Origin of the sequence: Bradyrhizobium murdochi (genome assembly GCF_000472965.1) — a bacterium.
Classification (GTDB): domain Bacteria; phylum Pseudomonadota; class Alphaproteobacteria; order Rhizobiales; family Xanthobacteraceae; genus Bradyrhizobium; species Bradyrhizobium murdochi.
In genome coordinates this window covers 293610-311400 of sequence record NZ_AXAU01000008.1, presented here as the reverse complement: position 1 = coordinate 311400, position 17791 = coordinate 293610, and the positions used below count along the sequence as shown (strand labels likewise).

General features: G+C 62.5%; 21 protein-coding genes. 9 read left to right on the top strand and 12 right to left on the bottom strand.

Going from position 1 to position 17791, the window contains the following annotated elements; translation table 11 throughout:
• Positions 1-943 (bottom strand): Hpt domain-containing protein (locus YUO_RS0118045; protein WP_028348551.1); only part of this gene is annotated, 943 nt, incomplete at its 3' end.
• 208 nt (positions 944-1151) lie between these two features.
• Positions 1152-3431: a DUF1522 domain-containing protein gene (locus YUO_RS0118040; RefSeq protein ID WP_028348550.1), complete on the bottom strand. Its 2280-nt coding sequence runs from the start codon at positions 3429-3431 to the stop codon at positions 1152-1154.
• Here YUO_RS0118040 and YUO_RS46270 point away from each other — a divergent pair.
• The gene (locus tag YUO_RS46270) at positions 3421-3582 is read left to right on the top strand and encodes a hypothetical protein (RefSeq protein ID WP_156908665.1); all 162 of its coding nucleotides are present in this window, start codon (positions 3421-3423) and stop codon (positions 3580-3582) included. The genes YUO_RS0118040 and YUO_RS46270 overlap by 11 nt on opposite strands.
• Positions 3583-3870: 288 nt before the next feature.
• On the opposite strand, the gene YUO_RS41000 is transcribed toward YUO_RS46270, so the two are convergent.
• Positions 3871-4287, bottom strand: a complete 417-nt coding sequence (locus tag YUO_RS41000) for a response regulator (protein WP_035726933.1) — start codon at positions 4285-4287, stop codon at positions 3871-3873.
• A gap of 541 nt (positions 4288-4828) precedes the next feature.
• Here YUO_RS41000 and YUO_RS0118030 point away from each other — a divergent pair.
• The 3 genes from YUO_RS0118030 (at position 4829) to YUO_RS0118020 (ending at position 6776) form a co-directional block, all read left to right on the top strand.
• On the top strand, positions 4829-5554 hold the full coding sequence (locus YUO_RS0118030) for a Crp/Fnr family transcriptional regulator (RefSeq protein WP_028348549.1): 726 nt from the start codon (positions 4829-4831) through the stop codon (positions 5552-5554).
• A gap of 453 nt (positions 5555-6007) precedes the next feature.
• Complete coding sequence (locus YUO_RS0118025; protein WP_028348548.1) at positions 6008-6400, top strand: response regulator; 393 nt, start codon at positions 6008-6010, stop codon at positions 6398-6400.
• Positions 6401-6530: 130 nt separating this feature from the next.
• Positions 6531-6776 (top strand): hypothetical protein, encoded by a 246-nt coding sequence (locus YUO_RS0118020; RefSeq protein ID WP_028348547.1) that lies wholly within the window; start codon positions 6531-6533, stop codon positions 6774-6776.
• Between the two features lie 23 nt (positions 6777-6799).
• Here the strand turns inward: YUO_RS0118020 and YUO_RS0118015 are convergent, their stop codons facing one another.
• Together YUO_RS0118015 and YUO_RS0118010 are read right to left on the bottom strand one after the other, a co-directional pair.
• Complete coding sequence (locus YUO_RS0118015; protein ID WP_028348546.1) at positions 6800-7834, bottom strand: aldo/keto reductase; 1035 nt, start codon at positions 7832-7834, stop codon at positions 6800-6802.
• Positions 7835-7845: 11 nt separating this feature from the next.
• Positions 7846-9027 carry an MFS transporter gene (locus tag YUO_RS0118010; RefSeq protein WP_028348545.1) on the bottom strand — a complete coding sequence of 394 codons (1182 nt, stop codon included), beginning with the start codon at positions 9025-9027 and terminating at the stop codon, positions 7846-7848.
• Positions 9028-9127: 100 nt separating this feature from the next.
• Between YUO_RS0118010 and YUO_RS40995 the strand changes: the two genes are divergently transcribed.
• On the top strand, positions 9128-10114 hold the full coding sequence (locus tag YUO_RS40995; RefSeq protein ID WP_051379490.1) for a LysR family transcriptional regulator: 987 nt from the start codon (positions 9128-9130) through the stop codon (positions 10112-10114).
• Between the two features lie 19 nt (positions 10115-10133).
• On the opposite strand, the gene YUO_RS0118000 is transcribed toward YUO_RS40995, so the two are convergent.
• The 4 genes from YUO_RS0118000 to YUO_RS40990 form a co-directional block, all read right to left on the bottom strand.
• The gene (locus YUO_RS0118000) at positions 10134-10691 is read right to left on the bottom strand and encodes a dihydrofolate reductase family protein (RefSeq protein ID WP_028348544.1); all 558 of its coding nucleotides are present in this window, start codon (positions 10689-10691) and stop codon (positions 10134-10136) included.
• Between the two features lie 22 nt (positions 10692-10713).
• Positions 10714-11205 carry an SRPBCC family protein gene (locus YUO_RS0117995; protein ID WP_028348543.1) on the bottom strand — a complete coding sequence of 164 codons (492 nt, stop codon included), beginning with the start codon at positions 11203-11205 and terminating at the stop codon, positions 10714-10716.
• 37 nt (positions 11206-11242) lie between these two features.
• Positions 11243-11665 carry an ArsR/SmtB family transcription factor gene (locus YUO_RS0117990; protein WP_028348542.1) on the bottom strand — a complete coding sequence of 141 codons (423 nt, stop codon included), beginning with the start codon at positions 11663-11665 and terminating at the stop codon, positions 11243-11245.
• A gap of 137 nt (positions 11666-11802) precedes the next feature.
• Complete coding sequence (locus YUO_RS40990) at positions 11803-12987, bottom strand: MFS transporter (RefSeq protein ID WP_235782744.1); 1185 nt, start codon at positions 12985-12987, stop codon at positions 11803-11805.
• On the opposite strand from YUO_RS40990, the gene YUO_RS48495 reads away from it, so the two are divergent.
• Together YUO_RS48495 and YUO_RS48490 are read left to right on the top strand one after the other, a co-directional pair.
• Positions 12956-13078: a hypothetical protein gene (locus YUO_RS48495; protein ID WP_283806413.1), complete on the top strand. Its 123-nt coding sequence runs from the start codon at positions 12956-12958 to the stop codon at positions 13076-13078. The genes YUO_RS40990 and YUO_RS48495 overlap by 32 nt on opposite strands.
• Before the next feature lie 110 nt (positions 13079-13188).
• The gene (locus YUO_RS48490) at positions 13189-13779 is read left to right on the top strand and encodes a LysR family transcriptional regulator (RefSeq protein ID WP_051379489.1); all 591 of its coding nucleotides are present in this window, start codon (positions 13189-13191) and stop codon (positions 13777-13779) included.
• Positions 13780-13946: 167 nt separating this feature from the next.
• On the opposite strand, the gene YUO_RS0117975 is transcribed toward YUO_RS48490, so the two are convergent.
• A complete protein-coding gene (locus YUO_RS0117975; RefSeq protein ID WP_430649544.1) occupies positions 13947-14513 on the bottom strand; it encodes a LuxR C-terminal-related transcriptional regulator in 567 nt (188 codons plus the stop codon).
• A gap of 463 nt (positions 14514-14976) precedes the next feature.
• Between YUO_RS0117975 and YUO_RS0117970 the strand changes: the two genes are divergently transcribed.
• The gene (locus YUO_RS0117970; protein WP_430649548.1) at positions 14977-15375 is read left to right on the top strand and encodes a hypothetical protein; all 399 of its coding nucleotides are present in this window, start codon (positions 14977-14979) and stop codon (positions 15373-15375) included.
• 8 nt (positions 15376-15383) lie between these two features.
• Here the strand turns inward: YUO_RS0117970 and YUO_RS0117965 are convergent, their stop codons facing one another.
• Positions 15384-15590 carry a hypothetical protein gene (locus YUO_RS0117965; RefSeq protein WP_028348539.1) on the bottom strand — a complete coding sequence of 69 codons (207 nt, stop codon included), beginning with the start codon at positions 15588-15590 and terminating at the stop codon, positions 15384-15386.
• A gap of 98 nt (positions 15591-15688) precedes the next feature.
• Complete coding sequence (locus YUO_RS0117960; protein WP_028348538.1) at positions 15689-16693, bottom strand: glycoside hydrolase family 3 N-terminal domain-containing protein; 1005 nt, start codon at positions 16691-16693, stop codon at positions 15689-15691.
• A 421-nt stretch (positions 16694-17114) separates the two neighbouring features.
• Between YUO_RS0117960 and YUO_RS43835 the strand changes: the two genes are divergently transcribed.
• Complete coding sequence (locus YUO_RS43835) at positions 17115-17783, top strand: tetratricopeptide repeat protein (RefSeq protein WP_198028047.1); 669 nt, start codon at positions 17115-17117, stop codon at positions 17781-17783.
• Positions 17784-17791: the final 8 nt, after the last annotated feature.

Here is a 17791-nt window from a genome sequence, read left to right as displayed (position 1 = left end):
AGAGGTCGCGCACGATGCGCGGCAGCTTCTGCCAGGCGTTGCCGATCGGCTGCATCCGCGTCTTCATGACGCCTTCCTGCAGCTCGGCGGTGACGTTGGAGAGCCGCTGCAGCGGCACCTTGAACTCGGTGTCCTCGTTGCGGCGGGAGATTTCCAGGAGCTGGTTGCGGGTCAACACCAGCTCGGAGACCATCGTCATCAGATGTTCGAGGGTATCGACGTTGACGCGGATCGACTGGTTGGCGATCTTGTCGGCGACCTCGCCGTCGACCTCGACGGCGGCGGCGCGCTTGGCCGGCTTTGCCTTTGTTTCCTTCGCAGTTTCCTTGGCAGCTTCCTTGGCTTCCGGCACCGGCGCCGCCTTGGCGACGGGTGCCGGCGCAGCTTCGGTCGCGGTCTCGCGGAAGGCGCGCTCGAGGTCGTCGAGCGAGACTTCGCCCGGACGCAACGGGCGTTCCAGCACCTGCTCGACCAGCGTGCCCCTGACAACTTCCTGGGTCATCGCGGGCGCGACCGGCGGTGCGGCCACGACGGGCGCGGGTTCAGGGGGCGCTTTCGCCGCATGGTGACCGCCTTCGGCCATCGCATGCAACTTCTCGATCAGGTCTTCGTCGGTGCCCTCGGGCTCGGTCTCGGTGGCCTCCAGACCTGCGAGGATTTCCTTGATGCGGTCGATGCTCGACAGGATCAGCGTCACGGCTTCGGCCTTGACCGGCATCCCGTCGCGGAATTTGCCCATCAAGGTCTCGCCGGCATGGGCGAGTGCTTCCAGTCGCGGCAGGCCTAAGAAGCCGCAGGTGCCCTTGATGGTGTGGACCAGACGGAAGATGTTATCCAGGATCTTCGCGTCGCTCGGGTCCTGCTCGAACCGCACCAACTGATTGTCGACCGTATCCAGGCTCTCGCTGGTCTCCGTCAGGAACTCCCGCAACAGATCATCCATGTGAGCACGCCTTTTAAAAATTCAGATACTGGTCTTCTCCAGAAATAACCCTTCGGATTTCACGGCTACTTAATTTCACCGTCCGTGCTAATACGGATATGGTGAACATGTCGTGATGCGCCGGCCGCAGCGGGCGAAAGAGAGTCGAGTTCACAACAAAAAAACGGCGGGGAGATCCCCGCCGTTTTGATCTTGTATGTGGCGCTTATTAGCGGAGCAACTGCAGCACGCTCTGCTGGCTCTGGTTGGCCAGCGCCAGCGCGGACACCGCGATCGACTGGCGGGTCGACAGCGCCTGGCTGTTCGCCGCTTCCTCGTTGGTGTCGGCTAGCGTCAGGTTCGACGAGCCGGTCTGCAGCACGTTGATCAGGTTCTTCGAGAAGTCCTGACGGATCTGCACGATCGAGAGGTTCGAACCCAAGGCAGAAGCCTGGGAGCGCAGCAGCGTCGAAGCGGAGCTCAGGCTGGAGATCACCCTGTTGGTCGCGGAGTTGTCGATGAAGTCGGTGCCGCTGGTCAGGTTCGCCAGACCGAGGCCGGCGGCATCAAAGTTGACGCCGGTGATGCTCAGGGTCGACTTGCCGGTTTCGTTGAACGTCAGCTTGAGCTGATCGCCGCCGAGCAGGTTGACGCCGTTGAACGACGCGTCCTGTGCGGTGGTGGTGATCTGCTGCAGGATGCCGTTGAACTGGTTGACCAGACCGCTGCGAACCGTCTGCGCGGCAACGTCGACCACTGGAGCCGTCGCGGTCGTGAAGCTGATCGCGCTGGTGACCGTGCCGCCGATCGCGCCGCCTGACGTCGCCGAACCGATCGTGGTCGACGCATAGTCGTTGGTGGCGGAGATCGTCAGCTTGCCGGTCGAGTCCAGCGTCGCGTTCAGGTTGTTGGCCAGAAGCGCGGCGTTGAGCTGATCGAGGGTCTTGACCGTGCCGTTGCTGCCGTCGCCGAAGGTGACGTTGACCGCCGTACCGCCGTTGAAGGAGGTGAAGGTCAAGGTCTTGCCGGAAAGGCTGCCAGGCACCGCAGTGCGACCCGCGGTGAAGCTGGTGTCCGTTCCGGTCGCGCCGGTCAGGCCGAGGGAAGACAGCGCATTGCCGGTACCGGTGATCGCCAGATCGTTCGCCGTGCCCGTGCTGATCCTAAGGGTACCATTCGCGGCAATCGACGAAGCCGTTGCACCGCTCGCGAGGGAGACGGTCGCAGCGCCGGCCGCAATGCTCGCGGTCTTGGTGCCGGTCGCCAGATCGATCGCGGTGAGAACGTCTTCAACCTTACCACCCTGCAGGAAGATGGTGGAATTGCCATTGCCATCGGTGATGTGGTTGGTGTTGGTGACACCCCAGCCGGTCGGAACTGCCCCCTCCGCGGCGGCGTTCTGATTCTTGAACGTGATGGTCTTGCCATTGACGATCAGGGTCGAGCCGTCCGTGATCAGGTTACCGAGGCTGGCGGCGGCGGTCGCGCGGGCGGCGGAGATCGTCGTGTCGCCGGAACCAACCGCAGCCGTAAGGTTAAGCGCCTTGAGGCTGTCTGCCTCGCCGGTGACCGAAAGATCGGCACCGGTCGAGCTCCTCAGGGTCACGATACCGCCGGCGATGCTGCTGCCCGTACCGGCCAAAGTAGCCACGCCGGCCGCCACCGTATCGACGTACTGCGCACCGCTCGCGAGATCGAAGGCGTTGAGGAGGTCGCCGACATCCGCTGCAGAGTTCGTTGCGGTGGGGTCGCCGAGGTAGACGGTCGAGTTGCCGCTTCCATCGGTGACGACGTTGCCCACTCTGCTCTGCCCAGCGGAGAGCGTGGCGGCGCCCGGAGCAGCAGCCGCCTTGATCGTGATCGTCTTGCCATTGACGGTGAAGACGTCGCCATCGTTGAATGATGTCGCAGCCTGAGTCGTGAGACCTGCAGTGCCGCCGCCGCCCGGTCCGTAAAGCTTGGTGGCAGTCGTGATAGCCGCCGGAGCCGTGGCGTTATCGTTGACGGCGACCGATGCAACCACCGTTCCCGCCGTAGCGCCAAGGGTCGTGCCGGCTACAGCGGCGGTAGTGCCGCCAGCGGCGCCAGAGTACAGGGCATTGCTGGTCGCCTGGGCATTCGTATAGGTCGTGGTGCCGCGCAGGTCAGCGGCGGTTGCGCCGGTGATCGTCGCTGACACGTTCGACTTGGTCGAATAGCCGACCGCGCTCTGCAGCGCCTGGTTGGCGATCGACTTGGCGGTATCGACCAGCTTCTGCAGCGAGGTGATGCCGGTGTTGGCGGCCTGCAGCACCTGCACGCCGTTGCCGATGCCGTCCAAGAGATTGTTGATGTCGGAAGCGCGCGAATCGAGCGACTGCGCGGTGAAGAAGTTGGTGGGGTTGTCGAGGGCCGTGTTGACCTTCTTGCCGGTGGCAAGGCGGTTCTGCGTGGTGGCGAGCAGATCAGCGGTCGACTGGAGGGAGAGGAGGTTCTGACGAACCGACGCGGAGAGGACAATGCCTGACATGTCTATTTCCTTCTGGTTTCGAAGCCATTTCTTTGGCCATGCCAGCAATACAGAGCGAGATTTAACAATGCCTCAACTTGACGGCTCTGATTTGCAGCAATTGGACACTGGAGTGCCGATGGTTAAAGCTGACCTAAGCAGCAAACCGTAAAAGTACGGTTAAGTGGCCGTGACCGCGGCTCGCAAAAATTCTGGCGATTACTGCGGGGAGAAATGACTCCTGAGTAGCTGACTACGGCTCTCACGGCGATGGCTCGCATTAATCTTGCTGCGTCATCAGCCCCTCATGGTGAGGAGCGCGAAGCGCGTCTCGAACCATGTGGCCCCGTCTGTGGCCTACGTCCTTCGAGACGCCCGCTTCTCGCGGGCTCCTCAGGATGAGGGGTTTGAGCAGTTATGACGCAGTAAGGCCACGTAGAGGCGCGGTATTCGCCAGCCGCTAGCTCGACTGGACGACGCCGCTGAAACGTGAGCCGGCTTCGGCGAGACATTCGTTGACGACCGCCAGGAGCGCGCCCGGCGTGAACGGCTTGCGCAGGCAGCGCGCGGCGCCGAGCTCAAGCGCCATGCGCAGGAAGTCCGGCGCCGGCGAGTCGAGATTGGCAAAGGCGTATCCCGACATCGCAACGAGCGGGATCGTCGGCGCGCGCTCGTGGAAAATCCTGATCGATTCGAAGCCGCGCATGTGCGGCATGAAGATGTCGACGAGCATCAGGTCGAAGCCGGAGTCTTCCAGCGCGCGGAGCCCGGCTTCGCCGCCATCGGCTATGGTCACCTCAAAGCCGTGACGTTCGAGATAGACCTCGATGGCCGTGCAGACCATGGGATCGTCATCGACGATGAGAACGCGTGTCATGTCAGCTCCCCGGAAGCGGATAGCGAATTCAGTCCAATCATTCCTCAGTCGCAATCGCAGTGGGGGCGACGTATGATCCACCTCCCTTGCAGCGTAGGACGCGCTCCGTCCACACGGTCATGAAGTTCCACAAAGGGAACCTCTCGGCTGATCATGCGGCAGTTTATCTTGCGAATCAGAGCGCTACCGCATTGTCCGCCGCAAACAGGCTACCCTGTCTGCCCTCTACAGTGTATAAGCGCGGTTCCACAACCTGGGCTGATTCGGATTGGGAATTTGTAGGTAGCCTGCCACACAGCAAGTCGCGCGGTCGCTGCTTCGAATATGTTCGCAAGGTTGCCGGCGGCGCGTTCGCATCGCTGTGCTTGCAGCGCTAAGCGTCGGAGCGGGTCAAAGCCCACCTGGCCGAGGCGATGCGCCGGTGCCATCAACCTCGTTCGCCAGTTTTTCTTGCCAATATAATGTGCAAGGATCATCCTGCAGTTCGGACTGTAGACAGCAGACGCCAGAGACCGGCTTGGCCGTAAGGCAGGAGACTGCTTTGGATTCAGCCCCTCGTTCTCCGAATGGATTTTTGTCCTCGCTGACCGCGGACGATTTCGAATTGATCCGCCCGCATCTGCGCGCCACCGATCTCAGCCAGGAAATGGTGCTGGTCGAAGTCGACGAAACGCTCAAGCGTGCGTATCTTCCGCACAAGGGCGTCATCTCGCTGGTCGTGAAGCTCGCGCGCGGCGAGCACGTCCAGATCGCGATGATCGGCCGCGACAGCATCTTCGGTGCATTCGCTGCCCTCGGCGACGCCGTGGCGTTGAACACCGCCGTGGTGCTGGTGCCGGGCGCGGCCTCGACGATCGATCTCGACCAGCTTCGTGCTGCCGCCGACCAGAGTGCGACGTTGCGTACCGCACTGACGCGGCATGGCCTCGCCGTCTATGCGCAGATCCAGCAGACCGCCGGCTGCAACGCCTCGCATACGGTGGAATCCCGGCTGGCGCGATGCCTGTTGCACACACGCGACCTCTCCGGCAGCGACAAGCTGATCCTGACCCAGGAGGCGATGGCCCAGATGATAGGCGCACGCCGCAACAGCGTTTCGCTGGTGGCCCATACGCTGCAGCAGGCGGACTTCATCCACTACAGCCGGGGGCATATCGAAATCACCAACGCGGACGGCCTGATCAAGACGTCCTGCGAATGCTACGCGACGGTCAAGGCGCAGTACACGAGGCTGCTGCATCCGCGCATCCACAGCGAGGCTGCGTAATCGCTTCTTGCGATCGACCACGGCCGCAGCCCGATCTGAGATACGCATCGCATCGCCGTTGCGCGCGAAGATTGCGACGGTCCTTCCCCTTACGGCGTCATAAACCCTCATGGTGAGGAGCGCCAACGGGTCCGCGCGTAGCGCGGCCCGATGACAGGCTCCGCGCGTCTCGAACCATGAGGCCCCGCCTGTGGCCTGCATCCTTCGAGACGCCCGCTTCTCGCGGGCTCCTCAGGATGAGGGGTTGAGGAGTTATGACGCAGCAGAACCACCTCACCGTATTACTACGGCCAATCGCGGCTTTTGCGGCTTTCGGTCCCGCAGGGGATTAACGCGCTGTTCAACGAGCCCTGATAGTTGTCACGGTGCTGACCGGTGCGGGTTCGAGACTGTTTCGCGTGCAACGCGCATTCACCTAGGTTCGGCGGCATATTGTTTGCGCGGAGTACGACCATGGCTTTTGATCTGTCGATGCCGATCCTGGTGGTCGATGACTACAGCACCATGATCCGCATCATCCGCAACCTTCTCAAGCAGCTCGGATTCGAGAATGTCGACGAGGCCAGCGATGGATCGGCTGCGCTCGCCAAGATGCAGACCAAGCGATACGGCCTCGTGATCTCCGACTGGAACATGGAGCCGATGACCGGCTATGACCTGCTCAGGGAAGTCCGCGCCAGCCCGGAATTCTCCAAGACGCCCTTCATCATGATCACCGCCGAATCCAAGACCGAAAACGTGATCGCCGCGAAGAAGGCCGGCGTCAACAATTACATCGTCAAGCCGTTCAACGCCGCAACGCTGAAGACCAAGATGGAAGCGGTGTTTCCCGACGCAGCCGGCTGACATCATCCCGGAAAGTGCGCTGCGCGCCGCAGACGCGCAGTTAGCCGTACTACGTACTACTACGGTTTGAGATTTTCATCTCCGGATAACGTTGACTGAGGATAGTTGCGTGGACCAAGGGAGTGCCCTCATGTTCACGTTTGAAACGAGCGATCAGAAAGAAGTGCGGCGTCTCCGTATCGCCCAGTTCAATGGCAGGACTGCAACCGTGCATTCGGTCGGATCGGCGGTCACCGGCCACGTTCGATCGATCGTGGAAAGCAAGTCGAGCGCTCCGGCGGCGTGGACCATCACGATCATCCCGGAAGAGCCCAAGCCGACGCGCTCGTCGCGGCCCGCGGCGCGCAGTCGCTCCTTGATGGAAGACTTCTGCTGAACGGCAGCCCCGATCGCGCAGGATCATACGGGCTTGGGATTGAGACGAGCGAATCCGGCCTGAGTCCGGTACGGATAATAGGGATAGGCCGGCATGACGTCGCTGGCCGCGTCCAGCCGCCGTATCTGCTCCCCGCTCAGCGACCAACCAACTGCACCGAGATTGTCGCGGAGCTGCGTCTCGTTCCGGGCGCCGACGATCACCGAGCAAACGGTCGGCCGAGTCAGGAGCCAGGCTAGTGCAATCTGCGGGACACTCTTCCCTGTTTCCTCCGCGACTTCGTCCAAGACATCAATCACGCGATAGAGCCGTTCGTGCTCGACCGGCGGACCCCATTGCGCTGTCTCGTGAAGGCGGCTGTCCTTCGGCAGTGGCTGACCACGCCGGAGCTTACCGGTGAGCCGGCCCCAACCGAGCGGGCTCCACACCAGAGCACCAACGCCTTGGTCGAGCCCGAGCGGCATCAGCTCCCATTCGTAGTCGCGTCCAACAAGGGAATAGTAGACCTGATGCGCCACATAGCGCGGCCACCCGTTACGTTCAGCTAAGTCGAGCGATTTCATCACCTGCCAGCCGGAGAAATTGGAGACACCGACATAGCGCACCTTGCCGGCACGCACCAACACATCGAGCGTGTGGAGCACTTCTGCAATGGGCGTGCCCGCATCAAATGCGTGGAGCTGCAGCAGGTCGATGTAGTCCGTGCCCAGCCTTCTCAGGGACGCATCGACGGCGCCGAGCAGGCGGTGACGAGATGAGCCTGCGTCAAACGGACCATCACCCATCGGCAGGCTTGTCTTTGTCGAGATCAGTAATTTGTCGCGGCGACCTTTGATCGCTGCACCCAATATCTCTTCGGACGCGCCGTTCGAATAGACATCGGCAGTGTCGAACAGCGTAACGCCGGCGTCGAGACAAATGTCGATCAGCCGCCGTGCTTCCTCGGCATCCGAGCGGCCCCAGGCGGAGAAGAGCGGGCCTTGGCCACCGAAGGTGCCCGCACCGAAGCTCAGGACCGGCACCTTCAAGCCCGAGGCACCGAGATTACGATATTCCATGATCCACACTCCTATTCTGCGGGACACGTGATCGGCGTTGCGGACCTCCGGTCGAGCCGCAGGCTCCAGAACGCCAGCGCGAGACCGACGGCCGTGATAACCGCTGCGACCACCGGCAAGGCGGCGAGGCCAAGACCGCGATCGATGGTCACGCCGCCAGCCCAGGCGCCGAGCGCGTTGCCAAGGTTGAAGGCGGCGATGTTCAGGCTGGAAGCAAGGTTCTGCCCGGCCGCTCCTGCCTTCTCGATCACGCGAATCTGGAGCGGCGCGACGGTCGCGAAAGCCGCCGCACCGAGCAGGCCGACCAGCAGCACGGCCGACGCCTTGGCAGAGAGCGCGAGCGCAAGCACGACGAGGACGATGACGAGACCGGCAAGCGTTCCGAGCAGAGCACGCGGCAAGCCACGATCTGCAAGCCGTCCCCCGGCGATGTTGCCGATCGACAGCCCGACGCCGAATACGAGGAGGATCGGCGAGACAGCGGCTTCCGAAAACCCGGTGATCTTGGTGAGGATCGGCTGAATATAGGTGAAGACGGTGAAAAGACCGGCGAAGCCAAGGACGGTCGTCGCCAACCCGAGCTGCACCTGCGGCCGGGCGAGCACCGTCAGCTCTTCGCGCAGCGAAGTGTTCTCGTCGTTGCGGCCCACATGGTTCGGCACCAGCAGGGCAAGCACGATGAACGCGACGACGCCGACCGCCGCCACGGCCCAGAACGCAGACCGCCAGCCGAACAACAGGCCGAACCAGGCACCGAAAGGCACACCAAGCAGCGTGGCGGCCGTCAGGCCCGTAAACATCATCGCGATCGCCGAGGCCCGCTTGTCTTTTGCGACAAGCCCTGTCCCCACAACCGATCCGACGCCGAAGAAGGTGCCGTGCGCGAGCGAGGTCAGAACGCGCGCCGCCATCAGCGCGGCATAGCTGGGCGCGACTGCGCAGGCGGCATTTCCGAGCGTGAAGATCGCCATCAACGCCAGCAGCACTGCCTTTCTCGGCATTCGGCGCGTGGCGAGCGTCAGGATCGGTGCGCCGGCGAAAACCCCGAGCGCATAGCCGGAAATCAACAGGCCGGCGGTCGAGACGGAGACCTGCATGTCGGCCGCGACCTGTAGCAGCAGACCCATAATGATGAACTCGGTCGTGCCGATGCCGAAGGCGCCAGCGGTAAGGGCGAGGACGGCAACAGGCATGGTTTTGGCTCCCGATCAGCAATGACCGGGCAATAATGGTGCGTCGCGTCATCTGGAACTAGAGGGCGACAATTCCATTCATTTATGAGATGAATTCATCATGCCTCGCCTCGAAACCAACCGTGCCGCCGAGATGGAAGTGTTCGTGCGGGTCGTCGACCTCAACGGATTCACTGCGGCGGCACACGACTTCAAGCTGACGCCTTCGGGCGTCAGCAAGCTTGTGTCGCGGCTCGAAGCGCGGCTCAGCACACGCCTCATCAACCGCTCAACGCGCAAGCTACAGCTCACGCCCGAGGGGCAAGCTTTCTACGACCGGGCCATGCGCATTCTGGCCGATATGGACGAGGCCGAGCGCGAGGCATCGGCCGGCGCCTGTCCCCGCGGCCATCTCCGGGTCAATAGCAACGTCCCGTTCGGGATGCGTCACGTGATGCCGCTAGTGCCTCGCTTCCTTGCGCAGAACCCAGAGGTCACACTCGACATCATGCTCTCGGACACGGTCATCGACCTGTTGGAAGAGCGCGCCGACATCGCCATACGCGTGGGCCCGCTTCGGGAATCGAGCCTCGTGGCGCGCAAGCTCGGTACGAGCCGAATGGCCGTTGTGGCATCGCCGGACTACCTTGCGCGGCACGCAGCTCCTCGCAGTCCCGGCGATCTTGCGCGCCATAGAGGCATCGGCTGGACCTTCTCGCGCATCGTCGAGGGCTGGCCGTTTCGTAAGGGCAAAGGCATTGAGTCATTGTCACCTCCGCCTGTCGCGCGGGCAAGCGATGGCGAGGCCGCGCGGCTTCTCGCTCTCGGCGGCGCGGGACTTGCGCGCCTTGCCCTGTTTCATATCGGTCCCGATATCGAGGCGGGCCGTCTCGTGCCTGTTCTGGAGGATTTCAACCCAGGTGACTGCGAGGATATTCATGCCGTCTATCTAGGCCAGGGCGGTCCCCTGCCTGCCCGTGTGCGCGCGTTCATCGGCTTTCTGGGCGATCACATCCGCATCGACAGCGTCAGCCTCGCGCGCGATCGCCAGGGAAAATGGAAAGTGGCGGTTCCCAACGCACATGGCCGGCCGCGGGCCGCTCGATGATTGCGACGAACTTCGCCTGCTACGCTTCGCCGCTCACTGCATAAGTCAGGACCACCCCGCCGATCTTGAGCGGGCGTGCGCTTTCGAGGCGCATCTTGACCTGCTGGGCCTGCGGCTTGAAGAGGGGATTGCCCCCGCCCAGCACCACCGGGGCGACGCAAACGCGGTATCCGTCGACGAGTCCGGCGGAAAGGAGCGAGGCGAGCAGATCCGCGCTGCCGAACACGTAGATGTCCTTGCCGTCCTCCGCCTTGAGACTCCTGACCGCCTCGATCGCATCGCCCTTCAGGAGCCGCGTGTTGTTCCACGTCGCCTTGTCTAGCGTGCGGGTCGCTACCGCCTTTTCGACCGAGTTCATCATGTCGGCCACCGCCCCAGTCGCTGTGGCCCAGTGGCTGGCCATGCCCTCATAGGTCCGCCGTCCGAAAAGCAGCGTGCCGATCTCCCTGCCCTGCTCGAGCGAGAACGCCTCCAACTCGTCTCCCCAGATCGTCTCAAGGAAGCCGAGGTCCCACGGGCTCTTACCCTCGAAATAACCGTCGAGCGTCATCACGTTCCAAACCACCAAACGTCGCATTGCGTCTCGTCTCTCCTCTGCTTCAGCCCTTCAGGGCATCGACATGGCGCGCGAGCTTTTCAAGCGTCTGGTAACCATATTCGACTGCACCGAAGCCGATGCCCGCGTCGCGCTGCGCCTTGGTTGGATGCAACTGACGCAACGTAATCACGGTCTTGCTATCGCTCTGTTCGTCGAAAGTGATGGTTGTCCGGAACCGCCCCGGATCGTCATCGCTGTCCGTTCCGTGATCGAACTCGATCAGAGTCGGTCGTTCGATACGACGGAATATCATCCGGTTGGTGAAACGCTGGCCATCAGGTGCGATCATGTCGAAGCGCCACAGACCGCCGACGCATATGTCGATCTCCTTGGTCTCGATTTTAAAACCGGTTGGCCCGAACCAGTTCGGCAGATGTTTCGGGTCGGTCCAGGCAGAAAACACAACGTCGCGCCGCGCATCTATTACCCGCGAGAGAACGATTTCGCGATCGAGCGCCCATTGCGAGAGCGCGGCGTTGCTGGGCGAGGTCATGATCAAATCCTTTGAGGGTGGGCATGTGACAGGAGCGTCAATGACGCTTTCGAACTCCCGGAGATCGTGGCCGCAGCGAGGGGCGCCCGCCGCTTGCGGAACTCAATCGTTTCAACCTTCGCTTCCGGGGCTTCTTCTCAATTGTCTTCACATAGGCCTCGAGCCGATCCAGGCGCGCTTCCCAAACCGCACGCTGCCCGGCCAGCCAACGTTCAGCATCGGTCATGGCGGCCGGCTTCAACCGGCAGGTGCGAACGCGCCCACTCTTCTGAGATTCCACGAGACCGACGGCCTCAAGCACCCGGACGTGCTTCATAAGGCTCGGCAGCGCCATGTCGAATGGTTCGGCGAGCTCCCCGATCGAGGCCTCGCCCTCGCCCAGACGCTCAAGGAGCGCTCTTCTGGTTGGGTCCGCAAGGGCGCCGAACACAAGGTCGAGACTCGATGATAAGTTATCCATACGGCTAACTATACATGCGCGCCGAGAGGCTGTCAATAATAGTTACCCGTCTGGCTTACTAATCGTGCGGAGGCAGGTGCCCTGTGACGGCGTAAGCTAGCGAATTGCCGAACGCTCTTTTTTTGGAAGCCGCCGCGTCAAGCTGACAATATCTGTTGTCGACTTGCCGCCGACCGCCTCGGCAGAGTGCGCCGGTGTAGCAGCCAGACTGCGATCGCCATGTTCATGATGTTCCAGGCGATGCCATTGACCAGCGCCGCTGCATAGGAACCGGTCCAGTCGTAGATCGCACCGGCCAGCCAGCCGCCTAGCGCCATGCCAGCGAGAGTGACCGAGATGGCGAGACTGACGCGAAGACCCGCCTCCTGCGCCGGGAACAGCTCGCGAATGATCACCGCATAACTCGGGACGATGCCACCCTGCGCCAAGCCGAAAATGGCGGAAATGACGTAGAGCGAGACCAGCCCGTTGAACGGCAGATAAAGCGCGAGCGCGATGGCCTGCATCGCCGAGCCCAGCAGCAAGGTCGGCAGCCCGCCGATAAAGTTCAACACCCAGCCGAAGATCAGACGGCTCGCCACACCAAAGCCGAGCATGACCGCGAGCATCTCGGCGCCGCGCGCAGTGCCGTATCCCAGATCGCCGCAGTAGGCGACCAAGTGGACCTGCGGCATCGACATGGCGACGCAGCAGCACAGGCCGGCGAAGCCCAGCAAACCTTGGGTAACGCTCGGAGCCAAGCCTATGGCTTGGTAGGTACTGCCGGTGCTCGCCGCTTCGAGCGTAGCCTTGTGGAATACAGGCCGCCGCAGCAGAACCAGCGAGAGCGGCAGCATCGTCGCCAGGCAGAATAGGCCGATGCCGATATGGGTCTGCCGCCAGCCGACCGCAGCGATGAAGTGTTGAATGATTGGTGGCCAGACCACGCCGGCAAGCGAGCTGCCGACGGTAGCCAGGGAAATGGCAAGGCCGCGGTGCCTATCGAACCAAAGCGAGGCGTCGGCCACCAAGGGCGCGAAGCTCGCTGCGCCGCCGAGGCCGATCGTGACGCCGGAGACAACCGCGAAGACGAGCAGGCTCGGGGCGGATGCAGTGAGGACGTAGCCGAGACTCATCAGGATCGTGCCCCCGGCGAGTGGCGGCAAGATGCCGAATCGATCTGCCCATCGGCCGACAATGATGCCGCCGATCATGAAGCCGATGGTAGTGAGTGCATAGGGCAGCGTCGCGTCGGCGCGAGGCGCGTTGAAATCGGCTTGCACTGCCGGCAGCGCCACGACGAGAGACCACATGCCCACGCAACCAAGTGTGCTGAGGGTGATGGAGACGACGAGGCGAGTCCAGGAATATGAAGTCTCGATCGACGGCAGTTCAGGCGGCACGATGGCAGGTTTCCTCGGGGCTTGCGTCTAAGTCGGCCATAGGTACGGCCCGCCTTCACCCGCGACAAAGCAGGATTTCTCCTTTGTAGAACCAGCGAAACTCATGCACCCTGCGCCCCGTCGCATAGCTCGGACTCGGCCATGACGTATCTGCTGCCGCCACTCAATGCCCTGCGCGCCTTTGAGGCCGCCGCCCGCCATCTCAGCTTCAAGCAGGCCGCCCATGAGCTGCACGTCACTGCCGGTGCCGTCAGCCAGCAGGTCCGGCTGCTGGAGGAACGGCTAGGTGTGCAACTATTCGAGCGGCGAACGCGGCAGGTGATCCTGACTTCTGCCGGGGAAACCTATCTGACGCGGGTACGTCAGGCGTTTCGTTGCCTCGCCGACGCCACTGCCGAACTCAGGCCTGAGGGCGTCACAAGTCTGCTGCATATCGGGGTACATGCGGGTTTCGACCTTGATGGATTGCGGACGCGCCTGGCGCAGTTCCGCCAGGCCGAGCCCCAGGTAGCCATTCGCCTCAGCCAGCCGGCGGGCCTGGACGAACTGCTCGAGGGCAAGGTCGATGTAGTGATCGCGGAAAGGTTGCGGCGGTATCCTGGCTATAGGTGCGAACCTATAGAGGGTGGTTTTCTGATCGGCCCGCTCGGCACCGCGGACTGTCCGGAGATCGAAACCCTGCGTTCATGCCTGCTTGGCCATGTCGAGCTTGAGCCCGCTACCACAACTTAGGCGCCACTGGCCGTCGACCTGCAAGCTCGGCCGTCCGGACATCCAAGCCTTTCCTTTCCGCCTGAACGCGGCGACGGGTCGCGTGAGCCGGGCGCGCAAGCGCCCCGATTCCGGCAGCGCAAACCGCGCCGCTCAGCCGCGCATCGCAGGCATCGCCTCGGGAAGAATCAGGCGGGCTGCAGCAGCGCCTTGCGAACCAGATCCGCGGTGTTGCGGGCGCCAAGCTTGCGCATGGCCTCGGCGCGATGGCTCTCGAATGTCCTTGGACTGATATTCATCCGCAAGGCGCCTTGCTTGTTGGAGCAACCTTCGCTGATCAGGCTCAGCACCTCGCGCTCGCGCCTGGTCAGAGGCTTCTGGCCTGACCCCGGGGCCAACATCAGGCCCGGCCTGCGGGCGCCATCCGCGGGTCGGCCGACCTGGCCCTCGCTCGCCTGCTTGCGAACGGCGTCGGACGTCGGATGATTGTCTGACATCTGCTTCACCAGCGCGCAGACGCGTTCGGTTTGCTGAAGCGCGTTCTCCACCACCTGTTGCAGATAGAGCCGGTTGCCGGATCCTTGCGAAAGCTGGTGGCTGTGCTGCTTGATCTCATTCATGTAGAGCAGCAGCGCTGTCAGCGGACCGTTCAACTGCCGGGCGATCGCCGCTCCCGCCTCTTCCGCGGCACGCGAGCGCGCGGCGGATAGCTGGACGATCTCAGGATTCTCTTCGAGAGGTGTGATGTTTTCCATCCACTTCGTGAAGTGCGAATCAGCGGCGCGATGGTCTTGTCCCGACATATAACTATTTTATCGGTTCCACCCTCTATCATGGTTAATTTCTTAACCAGTAAGAATACGGAGAAATTCCCCGGCGCGTCTCGCCGCCGGACCAAATTGGGCCAAACTCACTCGAGATCGGATGTTTTCGGCCAGAATGCGTGATCCGAACATAGGTGCCGCTGGCCGCTGGTCCCGTATTTTAACGGTGAGAGCATTTGCTTTGTTAATGGATCTCAGCCGCTCCTCGGTGTGATTTCCCGTCGGCGCCCCAAGCCGGCGTCTCCCTTCCCCTCGACGCCCGTTCCGCGCGACGGCTTGCTCGCGGCATCGCCCTGATTACATGCGCCGGCAGCCCCGCAATGATCGAGGCCCAAAATCATCCCGCAACGAATCCAAAAAGGAGACCGCGATGTCGCAGGCAAAGGGATTATGGATGGCGATGGCCGTGCTGGCCGGCGTCCTGACGTTCAGCTCGGGCGTGGCGGCGCAAAGCGCACCGGCAGCGGCGGAGAACGCCCCGCCGACGGCCGACAACGCGGTGATGCTCACCGTATTCCTCAAACATGACCAGTCGCGGCCCCTGAGCGAACTCAACGCGCAGCTTCAGCGGCAGGGATATTACAAGGCTTTCCCGCCTGACGGCGTCGAAGTCGTGAGCTGGTATGTCATGATGGGCATCGGACAGGTGGTCACGCTGCGGCTGCCGGCGTCGCGATTGCGCGAGGTCAACCGCATCCTCGAGAACACGGCCTGGGGCAGTTACCGCACCGAGTTCTATCCGACCTACGATTACAAGGCGATCGGCATCGCAGCGCACGAGAAGGCGCAGTAGGCTTGAGGTCAGCCGAGCCTGGAGATCTGCTCCTCGGTCACGACGCGCTCGACATTCTCGGATTTGCTCCGGATGCGGTAGCGCGGGCGGCCGTCGGCTTCGATCGGCAGGCAGGAAACGATGGTGTAGACGCTTCGTTCCTTCGCCACGGCGCGGCCCTGCGGCCCCTGCTGCTGGTGATGGACGTCGTCGTTGATCGCGAAATTATGGGCCATCGTCGGTCTTTCTGTTGAAAAGCGCTTGTAGTCTCAACGGTCTGCCAACGCAAACACATTGTCCGCCCGATGTGCTTCGGATTTCGGGGCCCACCGCGTCAGGCCGTCAGGAGCGCCTTTCGCTTGCCGACACGCGCGATCGATCTCTCGATCGCCGAACCGGACAAGGTTCCCTCGCGCAGGCTGTCTGCGATGTATTTGGCAATCCCGGCCATCTCCTGTTCCTGATCGAACAAATTGTTGCCGATGCAGAGCATGTCCATGCCGGCTTTGAGCGATTGCAGGCTGGCTTCCCGCGTGCCCAACGCCTTCTGCAATCCCTGCATCTGCATGTCGTCGGTGATCAAGAGCGTATCCGGAAGACGCTTGCGCAAGCGGCCAAGTCCCGCCGCCGACAGCGTCATCGGGCAATGGTCGTCCCATTGTTTGACGATGGCGTGGCTGACCAGCACGGCATCGCCGAACATTGTTGGCGCAAGCGAATAGAACAGCTCTTCCTGCTCACCGCGAAGGGTTTTGGAGATATCCATGAATTCCTGATGCGAATCCACCACCGCGCCGCCGATGCCAGGGAAATGCTTCAGGCACAAGCCGATGCGCTGCGCCCGCGCCACCTCGCTTGCCAGCAACGCATTGGCTTCCACCTCGGCGATGTCGGCGGAATAGGAACGCTCGATCCTACCGATATTGGGGTTGTCGGGATTGTAGTCGACATCGATGACCGGCGCGAAATCATAGTGGATGCCGAGCCGCCGCATCTCGGCAAAGCTCGCGGTGAGGATCGCGCGCTTTTGATCCGGTGCCAGGAGATTGAATTCCCTCGCACTGGGAAGCGGTGCAAACCCGCGGCTTTCCTTCAGCCGCCGCACCAATCCACCTTCCTGGTCGATGAACACCATCGGCCCCGACGGCAGCGCGGATATCTCCGCGCAGAGGCGTTGCACCTGTTCAGGCGATTCAATGTTGTTGTCGTATTCTCGCGTCCGGCAGGAATAATCGAACAGGATCACCCCGCCGAGACCGTAGCGGGCCGCAAATTCCTTCAGCCAATTGGGAACGATCTTGCCGAAGAAGCCGAAAATGAAGAGTTCGCCGATGGGCATGCTGGCAGCTCCAGGAGCAATCCTGCCAATACTGCGTCCTGAAGTCGACCATCTTGGTCGCAGTCGCACCAGATGCATTCACGACAGGCCACGCCGGTTCCAGCAGCAGCGAGCTGGATATGTGATGGGTCGCACATTTGTCAGCGCGCGAGTGAGCTAGGCTTTTGTTCGCGAGAGGTGCTGTGGCCAAGCGCGGCTTGGAACGCTTCTGGGGCGAAAGACACAAGCTGAAGGCGTGTACGCAATGTGGCGCATTCTGAGTTTCCCATCGATCGATCCAGTCTTAATCCGCTCATGGCAGCCGGGCGTTCGTGACGCGATTTCGAGGCCCATGAAGCGAGCCGTCGTCGTTATGGCTTGCTGCCTCGCTGTACTGACGGCCCCCCGCGCCGCTCTTGCCGACGCCGCGTCCGATCGGGACATGGCCACTCGCTACGAGCAGGCGGCGCAAGCGGGCGATGATGAGGCCCAGTTCTATCTCGCAGCGCTCTATTCGTCAGGCGTCGGTCGTCCGCGCAGCGACCAGGAGGCGTTTCGCTGGTTCTCGCGCGCGGCCGATCAGGGGCATGCCCACGCCATGCTGATCGTTGCCGGCCTCTACGCGAGCGGGCGCGGCGTAGCGAAGGATAATGTGAAGGCCTACACCTGGGCTCACATCGTCGCTTCCGCGAGCAAGCTCGACGAGGATCGCAACGGTGCGCGGCAACTGATGTCGCTGCTCATGAAGAAGATGAATAGCGATGAGATCGGCCGTGCTGTGGTGGCCGCAAGAGAATGGCGCGCCGTTCGGGTTGCCGGCGCGCCAAAGGACTCCGTGAAGGCTTCCGACAAGGCTTCGAAAATCGAACGAGCACTAGACAGCCCCGACCAACCCGCGCCGGCCGCGCCCCCACCCGCACCCGCCGCCGTGCAGCCGGCGCCCACCGCCACGCCGTCGCCTGCTACTCCGCAGCCGGCGCCCAACACCACGGTATTGCAGGCATCTCCCAAGGCCACGTCGGCAGGGCCAATGAAGAGTGCAAGGAAGGAAGATGTTCGTGACCTGCTCGACCAGGTTCCATCGGGCCTGCGCAAGCGGTTTGGCTTCTAAGTCAGGGG